Genomic DNA, 9,148 nt, shown 5'->3' with positions numbered 1-9,148 from the left:
CACCCATTCGAAGCTGGACCAGTTACCCGACCAAGGTTGCGTGACGGGCCACTAGAAGGTCGTCGGGTGTGACCTTCAGAGCCCTGCACAGCTTAGGCCGCGTGTAGGGGACGGGCTCACTGTCCCCGCATTCCCACCGGCCTACCGTCGAACGGTCGACCCCGAGTAGTTCAGCAAACGACTCCTGACTGTAGCCCAACGCCTTTCTACGATCCGCAAGCCGCTGCCGTCTGGCGGCCATAGGCACCTCCGGTGGGAGCCGTTCGCCAACGTCAGCGTACGGGACGCCCCGTTGATGCGGCAGAAATGCGGATGGTTGCGGCAGAGATGCGGAGGTGCCGCGCTGGTTCGACGGTCGCCGCCTCGGTTGTCTGGATGTAGTTGCCCGACAACGGAACGGAGCCCCGATGCTTCGCAGAACGAGCCGCGTTCGTCATGGTGGCGAAGCCGCGCCCGCCCTCGACTTCGACCGGCCGCACGAGCGGCGCCCGACTCGCCCCCCACGTCACGATCCTGACGCCACCCAGCATTTGGAGAACCTGCGGGCTGCGCTGGGGCAAGCGAGCCCCGGCCTGTTCGTGAAGCTGGAGCGGCCGACGGGCTGCCCGCCCCGGCTCCGGATCACCGTGCCCGAGCTCGGGGAACTGTCGGAGACCATCCACCACCTGCCTGGCCAGGGATCCGAGGACGCGGGCTACTACGCCTGGGCGTGGGGCGAGGTTGTCGGTCCGGTCCTGAGACGGGGCGAGACGGCCATCGCGGTCCTACGGTTTCTGGCCGCCCGAGGGCGGCACGCGTGACCGGGTCGGGTTCTGCCTTGGCGCCTGCGGTGCGGATCGAGGTCGGCGGGGCCGGCGCGTTCTTCGCCGAAGTCGCCGCAGGTCTCCCGACGAGCACTGCGGTGGCCGTAGTGGTGACTCATCTGCTGCCCGGCCAGATGAACTTCCTGACGGCGTTCGAGCACGTCGCCAGGGTCGTCGCGGTGCTGCCTAAACCCAAGTCCGCCGACCTGCGCACGCGGGAGCTGATCGCGGCCGTCCATCGCTGCGACGCCCTGGACCGGGCTCGGTTTGCCGATCCGCTCTGGTTGACCGCCTACCTGGAGGGACGGGCAGCCGGTCGACGGCTCGTCCTGGCCGACATCGGCGGGTACTTCGCTCCCGCTCTCGCCGAGGCGTGCACCAGGTTCTCCGGCCAGATCGCCGGGGTCGTCGAGGACACCGAGAACGGCCTGCTGCGCTACATGCAACTGGACACCCTCCCCTGCCCGGTCTACAGCGTCGCGCGCAGCCCCCTGAAGGAGCCGGAGGACCGGCTGGTCGGCGAAGCGATCGTGTTTTCGATCGAGTCGCTGCTGCGCCGGATGGGCGAGGTCCTGCCGGGTCGCCGGGCCTGTGTGCTGGGCTTCGGCAAGATCGGCTCAGGGATCGCCGCAGCCCTGCACGGCCGCCATGTCCAAGTCACGGTGCGCGATACCGACCCGGTGCGCCAAGCCCAGGCCATCGCGGTCGGATACCGCTCGGGGCCGCTGCCCGAGGCGCTCGGGGGTGCGGACCTGGTTGTGAGCGCGACCGGAAGCCACGCCATCGGCATGGAACACCTCGACCTTCTGCGGGACGGCGCGTTCCTCGCGGGCGCCACCTCCGGCGACGACGAGTTCGACCTGAGCGAGCTCAGCGACGAGGCCGGCGGCTTCACCCGCCAGGACGTCATCGACGGCATCGCCCGCTACGACCGGGAAGGGCGGGCCTTCTTTCTACTCGGCAACGGGAACGCGGTGAACTTCCTTCACACCTCCGCCATGGGCCCTGCCATCCACCTCATCAAGGCCGAGATCGTCGCTGCGGCGGCACGTCTCCTCTCCGACCCTCACGAGCCGGGCCTGTACGAGGTCCCGGCACGGACTCGGGCGCGGATCGCCGCGGCCTGGGTCGAGACGTTCCAGCGACCGGCCGACGCTCCCCACGGAAGACAGGTCCCGCAATGATCGTCGGAATCGAGGGCGTGAGCTGCACAGGCAAGACCACTCTGGCCGCCAGCCTGGGCGAACAGCTCGGGTGGGAGGTGATCGGCTGCTACTTCCACTTCGCGCCCGACCCCTCCGTGCTGGGTCGGCCGATCGCCGATTCCGAAGCCGAGCAACTCACCTCCCTGGCCGCCCATTTCCCGGTCGAAGCGCAGCGCCACAAGAGCGCCCTGGCGGCAGCCGTCCGCGACGGCGGGGTAATCCTCGATCGCACGGTTAACACCCTGCTCGCCCACATCCGTGCCGTCGGCCACCTTCAGGACCTGAACGCGACCGCGATGGCACGTTCCCTGGTCGCCCACCAGATCGCCGCCGGTACGGCCACCGTGCCCGATCTGACGTTGCTGCTGACCGGTGACGCCGCTGTCCTGGCAGACAGGGCTTACTCCCGCCCCGCCCTACCGGCGATCTACTACGCGCCGGATTTCGCCAAGCATTTCAATGCCCATTTCGACGACCCGATCGGCCGGTGCGTCCGCCTGGACGCCACAGCCGAACCCGGGACGGTCCTCAAAGCGGCTCTCGCCCAGATCTCCCAGGCCCGGAGGCATTGAGATGTATGCCATCGGCCTATGCGTCGACGAGCAGTACCTGCTGCCGTCCCTGGTCACCCTCGGCGCACTCGCCGAGACCTTGTCCCCTGCCGACCGGCGCGACGCCGCAGTGCGGATCCTCACACTCGATCTCACCCGCCAGCACGCCGCCACCATGGCCGCGTACGTGGCCAGGATCGGATTCGGTTCCTTCGCACTACGGTGGGCACGTCCGTCCAGCCGAGCGCTGATGGTCGACGACGACTACATCACCGAGACGGCCTACCTGCGGTTCCAGTTCACCCAGCGCTTCCTCGACCGCCCCTACCTCATTTACGTCGACGCCGACACCCTGCCCGTCGACGACATCACAGGTCCGCTGGAAGACCTGGGAGCCGGGCGGCTCGGCCTGGTCGCCGATGAGTTCAACTCTGCCATCGGCCAGCGCACTGCCCTGCCCGGCCTCGCCGAGGATCGCCCCGACCTCCTGGGCCGCCCCTACTACAACTCCGGCATGTGGTGGACGTCAGCCGAACTCCTGGCCACCATCCGCGCCGGCGTTGAGACTGCTCTGCTGACCGGACGCCGGTATCTGTTCCACAACGACCAGGACGCCCTCAACTTGTGGCTGCTCGACCACTCCCATGTCCAGCCGGTGCCGGGCCGCTATAACACCTACGAGCTGAGCCGGTTCCTGGCCCGCAGTGACTGGACCCGCCGCCGCACCACTCGAAACCCCCACCCAACCGACACGGCCCTCCTGCATTTCGTCGGCCGCGCCAAACCCTGGCTGACCACGACCCCACCCACCGAACACGTGCGCCTGTACCGGAGAGCCCTGACTCGCACCACCCGGGAGCTGCGGCGGCTCGGTGACCACAGCGTCGACGCGCAGGCCTTCGGGAGGCGGTCATGACCGCCTCACCCGGATGGCCGGCCGCGGCGGCGGCCTGCCGCGCCCTGCTCGCACGGACGTTCAACCGGGCCGACCGGCTAGCCAAGGCTCCCGGCTCGGCGGTCTATCGGGTCACCTTCCCGGACGGGCCAGGACCGCAGACCGCGATCATCAAGCTGTACGCGGGCTCCACCCGGTGGAAGGCCACCCGGGAACACCAGGTCCTGGTGCAACTGGGAGCCACCGAGCAGTTCAGCGCGCCGACCGTGCTCAACGCCGGGGAAGTGCCAGGGCTCGATGTCACCGCTCTGGCCCTCAATGACCTCGGCACCTCCACACTGGGCAGCGCCGTTGGCAGCGGAGCTCTCTGCCTGCCGGACGCATTGAGAGAGCTCGGCCGGCTCCTAGCATGCTTCCACCGGGTGCCTCGGCAGCTGAACTCCGAGCCGAGGCTTGCTGCCGAGGTCACCGACCTCCAACGGCGGCTCCCCGCCGATCTCCGCCACCTCACCGCGCGAACACTTCAATCAGTGATCGACCGGTCCCAGTGGCGGCCGGGTGTCTGGTGTCACGGCGACCTTCACCTGAACAACGTGCTGCTCGCGCCGGGCCCTCACCTCATCGACTTTGAGCAGGTCGGCGACAACCTGCCCGAATACGACCTCGCGCAGACCGCCGTCACGGCGAGCGCCCTCACCGCGGGGGACCGCTCTCCGATCGTCGCGGGCTATCACGAGGACGTGTGCGACGAGCTTCTGACCGGCCTGATCGTCTTCCAAGCATTGCGCGGCTGGTGGTGGGCCGCAGTCCAGGAACAACGCGACATCGACCTCTGGGAGGCCCGCCTCAAGCTCGCCCTCACCCACGACGCCCTGACGTGACCCCTCTCACCTGCCAGGAGCACCGAATGGATCAACCTGCCCCGACCCTGTCGGTCATCATCCCCGCCTTCAACGAGGAGCAGTACCTGCCCTGCTACCTGCCGAGCGTCCTGGAATCCATCGGCCGGTGGGAGCTCGGCAGCGGCCTGCGCAGCGAGGTAATCGTCGTGGACAACGCCAGCACCGACAACACCGCTCAGATCGCCCGGGCCTTCGGCGCCCGTGTTGTCCACGAACCGGTCGCTGGAATCGGGCGGGCGCGCAACACCGGAGCGGCAAGCGCGTCCGGCGCCTATCTTGTGTTCGTCGACGCGGACGTGCACTTCCCCATCGAGGGCATCACGGAGATCATCAGGTCACTGGACACGGGGCGGTGCGTGGGCGGGGCGGTCCCGCCCCTGTACGAGCCGACGAAAACAGGGACTCGGCTCCTGGTCGCGGCGTGGGCTCTCTACCGACGGTTCTACGGCGGAGCCCAAGGAGTCACCCAGTTCTGTACACGATCGGCCTTCACCGAGTTGAACGGCTACCGACCAGACCTGTTCATGAGCGAGGACGTGGAGTTCTTCGCCCGGCTCAGCCGCCACGGCCAGCGAACCGGCGCTCCGATCAGGCACCTGACCGACCTGCGGGTCCGGCCCTCCCATCGCCGCTTCGAGCAGTGGCCGAGCTGGCGAATGATCCTTTGGGCCAACCCGGTCACCGCACACCTGTTCCTGTCCTCCCGCCGTTTCTGGCGGAACTGGTACGACCGCACCGTCCGCTGAGGAAGACCACCATGAACCGCGAAACGCTCCCGCAGCCGGATGACCTCGGCGTCTACACCTTCCCGGAGGACCTCATCCAGGCCTACCGCGCCCACCAGAACGCTCTGGCCGCCCGCCGCAGAACCGGCGACGCATCGATCATCGGAGTCACTGCCCCCCACGGCCAGCACCCCTACCTGATTGAGCAACGCCGGCCCGAGGGTCGCCCGGTCGTCGTCATCGAACCGCACCATGACGACCTCGCCCTGTCCGCGAGCGGTACCTTCCTCGCTCGCCCCCGCCCCCTCACCGTCGTGACCGTGTTCACCGACACCAACAGCGCCGATCGCGCGGTGAAGGCCCGCTACCCAAACCGAGCCCTCGTCTCCGACCTGCGGGCGCAGGAGTCCCGGCAAGCGCTGCGTCCGCTGGGTGCGCGTCACCATCTCCTCGGCCACGTCGACGCCGCCCCGCCGTACAGGCCCTACGCCCGCGACGATCTCGACCGGGTCACCGCCGATCTTGAAAAGGTCCTCACCGACCTGGGTGACGCCGAGATCCTCGCCCCAGCCGCGGTGACCCGCCACCCGGACCACCTCCTCGTCCACGAGGCCGCTAAGCGCCTGGGCTGCCGGTGGTTCTGGGACGACGTCGCGTTCTGGCAGACCTATGCCCTGTCGGTCGATGACCTCTATCTGTTCCACAAACGCTCCGCCGGCGTCCTTTCCGGTGAGCTCACCGACATCACCGACGCGCTGCTGGACAAGCTCACGCTGCTCTACCTGCACTCCTCCCAGCTCCAGCCCCTGCACGCGATGTACCGGCCGATCCGGTACGCCTGGACGACCGGGTCGGGCCTGCGCAGCCAGAAGTCCCCGGCCGCATACGCCGAACGCTTTTACCGGACGGTGACATCATGACGAGCGCAGGCACCGTCGTGTTCGTCTGGCGCCGCATCCCGCCCCCGTTCCTGATCGGCGGAGCGGAGGTCTCCCAGCAGCTTCTCGCCGAGCAGTTCGCCGCGGCCGGCTGGAGGACGATCTACCTTGCCTCCCACGAGCCGCCCTGGAGCGGGGTCTGCGAACTCTCCTCGATGGTGCGGCACCTCACCGGCTCCAGGATCATCGTAGACCTGCGCGAGGCCCAGCAGGAGCTCCGCTACGCCTGGAACGGCGTTGACGTCCGGGTGTTCCCGCAAGATCGGCTACTCGCCGAGCTGCGCCGCGTCCTCCAGGACGTCCGCCCGGACCTGGTCGTGACCTCGCAGGAAGGCTCCGCCGAACTGGCCGCCCTGGCCCGCCCGTTCACGACGGTCGCGGGATGGCTGCATTCGGTGTCCAAGACCGGGTTCCACGTCTTGGACGGCAAACCCCAGATCGCGCTCGCGACCTCCCGGTTCGTTCTTTCACGGACCCCTCGATCCCAGGCCGCGGAGCTGTTCTACCCGCCGTTCGCCGTACCAGCCCAGACAGGCTCGGCGGTCACAGGTGACCTGCTAATGGTCAACCCGGTGCCCGCCAAGGGATCGGCGCTGGTCCATCGCCTCGCCGATAGCTTGTCCGAACGTCGCTTCACCCTGGTGGAGGGATGGTGGGACACCTCGGCGGAATTCGCCCGGCACCCCAACGTCACCTGGGTACCACGCACGTACGACATGGGTGTTCTGTACGCCGGGCACCAGTTGCTGCTCGTCCCGTCCACCGTCGAAGATGCCTTCCCCCGCGTCATCGTCGAAGCCGGACTACACGGCCTCCCGGCTCTCGGATCGACCCGCGGCGGGATCCCCGAGGCCATCGGGAACCCCGCGCTGCTGGCCGCCCCGGACGATCCCGTCGCGTGGACCGCCCTCATTCGAAACCTGGCCGGACCCGGCTTGGCGGCGGCCGCCCACGGGGCACGCGCCCGGGCAGCACCGATGACCAGGCTTTGCCTACCCGAACTGGCCGCGATGGGCATCATCGCCGGCTAGCCGGCTTGGAAAGCAGCCTGCACCTCGTCGAGGTGTTCGCTCCACCAGCCCAGCAACCGTTCGCCCGACACCCACAAAGCGTCAGGCCCGTGATCATCCTTGTCGTAGTGCCACTGAAGCTGCCAGAAGTCGGTCATCCGCTTCCACCACAAGCGCTGGACCGCATCCGCCAAGGCCTCATCCGAGATCACGACGACCGACCGGTAGCCGGTGACGAACGCCGAAACCTGCGCCAGGTCAAGGCGCCCCTCGTCAGTGGTGAACTGCACCTGAGCCGTCCGCACCACCTCCTCGGCGTACGGGCGAACCGCCAGACGGTCCCAATCCAGGACCGCAGTGACGACCCCCTCCTGCCAGAGTAGATTGAGCGGCTGAAGATCCCCGTGAGTCCAGCCCGAAGGACCAACGGGGACTTCGTCCACAGGCCGCTGCCCGGCATGAGCCGTGATCAGAGCCTTCCTGTGATCCAGTCGCTCACGGACGTCAATGTCGAAGGGCCCGACCTCGTCCATGGCCGCGATCACGTCGAGGAAGCGATTGGCCTCGCCCAGCGCCGCCTCCGGCGTCGTGACCTTCGCTCTCAGAGTCTCAGCGGGCCGATCCAAGCCCGTCCGTGGGGAACTCAGCCCCACGTGAACGCGGCCGACCAACTCCCCGAGTCCCCTCGCCTCGCCCAGGTCCAGGGCTGTACCGGGCCGGTGTGCGCCTTCGGCCCACTCCAGGACGCAGTAACCACGCCCGTCGATCTCCACGACCGTGTCGCCACCGGCCAGTCGCGGAACACAGATCGGCAGCCTTTCATCGCCGAGCACACTCAGCACCTTGAGACTCATGCGCGCCTTGGGCAGCGTCACATCGACGATCAGCTTCAGCGCGAAGACTCCACGCTCTGTCTCCAGCCGCCAGTTCGGGTTCATCATCCCCTCGGCGATGAAGCTCACGTGCTGCGCCTCGCCGAGGCCGAACCTTTCCGTGATCCCCGCCAGCTCGCTCTCAGCGATCCGGCCCCGAGAGAGCTGCTTCACCGTAGAGGTCTCATCAGTCACCCTCAGAAGGCTAGGGCACGGTCGGGGCTTTCCCGTGAGATGTGGACTCCGGCTTATGCGGCGATCAGCCGATGGCATGCCTGAGACCGGCAGCGTGGCTAGCGGCAGGCCATGAGCCGGGCTCGTGAAATTGCCGGGCGGGCCACGGGAGGCCGCTTTGACCTGCGCTATCGTGAAAAGTGGATGTGCCAGGAGGAGGGGTGGTCGCTGCGACCGGACGGCCGATCATCCTCGGCGCGTGCGGCGTCTCGATCGTGGTTGATGGCCTCATCGCCAGCCACCGCGTCTACTACGACCAACTGGAGCTGGCGACCCAGCTCGGGGCCAACCTCTGCTTCGGCGCCGTGAATTGCGATCTTGGTCCCGACGGCGAATGGACGAACAGGCCATCCACTACCTAAAGTCCTTTTCATGACTTCTGATGATCTCCTGGTGCGGAGGGCCGAGAAGAGCGACGCCGAGGAGATCTTCGGACTGGCCCGCGAGTTCGCCTTGTCGTTCCGCCCGCAGCGGTCGGCGTTCGACGCGGCCTTTCCGCTCCTGCTGGAGAACCCGGACGCCCTCGTCCTCGTCGCGGTCGTGGACGGCGACGTGCGCGGCTACCTGCTCGGTTACGTGCACCTGACCCTGTTCGCCAACGGCCACGTCGCCTGGGTGGAGGAGGCGATGACCCAGCACGGCTTCCGCCGGCGCGGGCTGGGCAGGGCGCTGCTGGAGGAGTTCGAGGTGTGGGCGCGGTCCAGGGACGCCGGGTACATCGCGCTGGCGACCCGGCGTGCCCCGGAGTTCTACGAGGCGCTCAAGTACGAGTCCGCTGGAACGTACTACCGCAAGGTCCTGAAGACCGGCGACCAGCGAGCGTAACGGGGGCGCCCCACCAGGCGCACCCCCCGGTGGCAGCGCTGGCTGGACGCGCGCTGGTGATCAGGAAAGTACGCATTGGCGTCCAGCCTTGGTGCGTACCTGCGGGGGCGTCATGGCGTCGCCCTGCCGGGCCTTCATCGAATCCTTTCAGCGTGGAGACCCCGGCCTTCAGGCCGGGGAGGAAACGC

12 protein-coding genes are annotated in these 9,148 nt (G+C 68.1%); 10 read left to right on the top strand and 2 right to left on the bottom strand.

The annotated features are described in order from the left end of the window. Positions 1–22 precede the first annotated feature (22 nt). On the bottom strand, positions 23–241 hold the full coding sequence (locus AB0O34_RS35010; RefSeq protein WP_363922982.1) for a helix-turn-helix transcriptional regulator: 219 nt from the start codon (positions 239–241) through the stop codon (positions 23–25). Positions 242–407: 166 nt separating this feature from the next. Between AB0O34_RS35010 and AB0O34_RS35005 the strand changes: the two genes are divergently transcribed. Genes AB0O34_RS35005 through AB0O34_RS34970 form a run of 8 tightly spaced genes read left to right on the top strand, consistent with a single transcriptional unit; the run spans position 408 to position 7,050 of the window. After that, positions 408–800: a hypothetical protein gene (locus AB0O34_RS35005; protein WP_363922980.1), complete on the top strand. Its 393-nt coding sequence runs from the start codon at positions 408–410 to the stop codon at positions 798–800. 29 nt (positions 801–829) lie between these two features. Continuing rightward, positions 830–1,987, top strand: a complete 1,158-nt coding sequence (locus AB0O34_RS35000) for an adenosylhomocysteinase (protein WP_363922978.1) — start codon at positions 830–832, stop codon at positions 1,985–1,987. Continuing rightward, complete coding sequence (locus AB0O34_RS34995; protein ID WP_363922976.1) at positions 1,984–2,580, top strand: hypothetical protein; 597 nt, start codon at positions 1,984–1,986, stop codon at positions 2,578–2,580. The genes AB0O34_RS35000 and AB0O34_RS34995 overlap by 4 nt, the downstream gene beginning before the upstream one ends. Position 2,581: 1 nt before the next feature. Continuing rightward, complete coding sequence (locus AB0O34_RS34990) at positions 2,582–3,475, top strand: glycosyltransferase (RefSeq protein ID WP_363922974.1); 894 nt, start codon at positions 2,582–2,584, stop codon at positions 3,473–3,475. After that, positions 3,472–4,335: an aminoglycoside phosphotransferase family protein gene (locus tag AB0O34_RS34985; protein WP_363922972.1), complete on the top strand. Its 864-nt coding sequence runs from the start codon at positions 3,472–3,474 to the stop codon at positions 4,333–4,335. Before AB0O34_RS34990 ends, AB0O34_RS34985 begins: the two co-directional genes overlap by 4 nt. A gap of 26 nt (positions 4,336–4,361) precedes the next feature. After that, positions 4,362–5,102, top strand: a complete 741-nt coding sequence (locus AB0O34_RS34980; RefSeq protein ID WP_363922970.1) for a glycosyltransferase — start codon at positions 4,362–4,364, stop codon at positions 5,100–5,102. 11 nt (positions 5,103–5,113) lie between these two features. After that, entirely contained in the window at positions 5,114–6,001 is an 888-nt protein-coding gene (locus AB0O34_RS34975; RefSeq protein WP_363922968.1) for a PIG-L family deacetylase, read from the top strand. Continuing rightward, positions 5,998–7,050, top strand: coding sequence for a glycosyltransferase (locus AB0O34_RS34970; protein WP_363922966.1), 1,053 nt, complete (start codon positions 5,998–6,000; stop codon positions 7,048–7,050). Before AB0O34_RS34975 ends, AB0O34_RS34970 begins: the two co-directional genes overlap by 4 nt. Here AB0O34_RS34970 and AB0O34_RS34965 read toward each other — a convergent pair. Further along, positions 7,047–8,075 carry a phosphotransferase gene (locus AB0O34_RS34965; RefSeq protein WP_363922964.1) on the bottom strand — a complete coding sequence of 343 codons (1,029 nt, stop codon included), beginning with the start codon at positions 8,073–8,075 and terminating at the stop codon, positions 7,047–7,049. The genes AB0O34_RS34970 and AB0O34_RS34965 overlap by 4 nt on opposite strands. Before the next feature lie 221 nt (positions 8,076–8,296). On the opposite strand from AB0O34_RS34965, the gene AB0O34_RS34960 reads away from it, so the two are divergent. Continuing rightward, positions 8,297–8,497: a hypothetical protein gene (locus tag AB0O34_RS34960; protein ID WP_363922962.1), complete on the top strand. Its 201-nt coding sequence runs from the start codon at positions 8,297–8,299 to the stop codon at positions 8,495–8,497. Positions 8,498–8,507: 10 nt separating this feature from the next. Further along, on the top strand, positions 8,508–8,960 hold the full coding sequence (locus AB0O34_RS34955) for a GNAT family N-acetyltransferase (protein ID WP_363922960.1): 453 nt from the start codon (positions 8,508–8,510) through the stop codon (positions 8,958–8,960). The last annotated feature ends 188 nt before the right edge of the window (positions 8,961–9,148 follow it).

It is taken from the genome of Sphaerisporangium sp. NPDC088356, from assembly GCF_040685555.1.
Taxonomy (GTDB): Bacteria; Actinomycetota; Actinomycetes; order Streptosporangiales; family Streptosporangiaceae; genus Sphaerisporangium.
The sequence above is the reverse complement of the archived record's forward strand: the minus strand, read 5'-3'. Positions and strand labels throughout refer to the sequence as shown.

Bases quoted from the DNA above. Each gene is read 5' to 3' on its own strand.
- AB0O34_RS35005 (WP_363922980.1), top strand. From the start codon at position 408: ATGCTTCGCAGAACGAGCCGCGTTCGTCATGGTGGCGAAGCCGCGCCC.
- AB0O34_RS34980 (WP_363922970.1), top strand. From the start codon at position 4,362: ATGGATCAACCTGCCCCGACCCTGTCGGTCATCATCCCCGCCTTCAAC.
- AB0O34_RS34995 (WP_363922976.1), top strand. From the start codon at position 1,984: ATGATCGTCGGAATCGAGGGCGTGAGCTGCACAGGCAAGACCACTCTG.
- AB0O34_RS34975 (WP_363922968.1), top strand. From the start codon at position 5,114: ATGAACCGCGAAACGCTCCCGCAGCCGGATGACCTCGGCGTCTACACC.
- AB0O34_RS35010 (WP_363922982.1), bottom strand. From the start codon at position 241: ATGGCCGCCAGACGGCAGCGGCTTGCGGATCGTAGAAAGGCGTTGGGC.
- AB0O34_RS34970 (WP_363922966.1), top strand. From the start codon at position 5,998: ATGACGAGCGCAGGCACCGTCGTGTTCGTCTGGCGCCGCATCCCGCCC.
- AB0O34_RS34985 (WP_363922972.1), top strand. From the start codon at position 3,472: ATGACCGCCTCACCCGGATGGCCGGCCGCGGCGGCGGCCTGCCGCGCC.
- AB0O34_RS34990 (WP_363922974.1), top strand. From the start codon at position 2,582: ATGTATGCCATCGGCCTATGCGTCGACGAGCAGTACCTGCTGCCGTCC.
- AB0O34_RS34955 (WP_363922960.1), top strand. From the start codon at position 8,508: ATGACTTCTGATGATCTCCTGGTGCGGAGGGCCGAGAAGAGCGACGCC.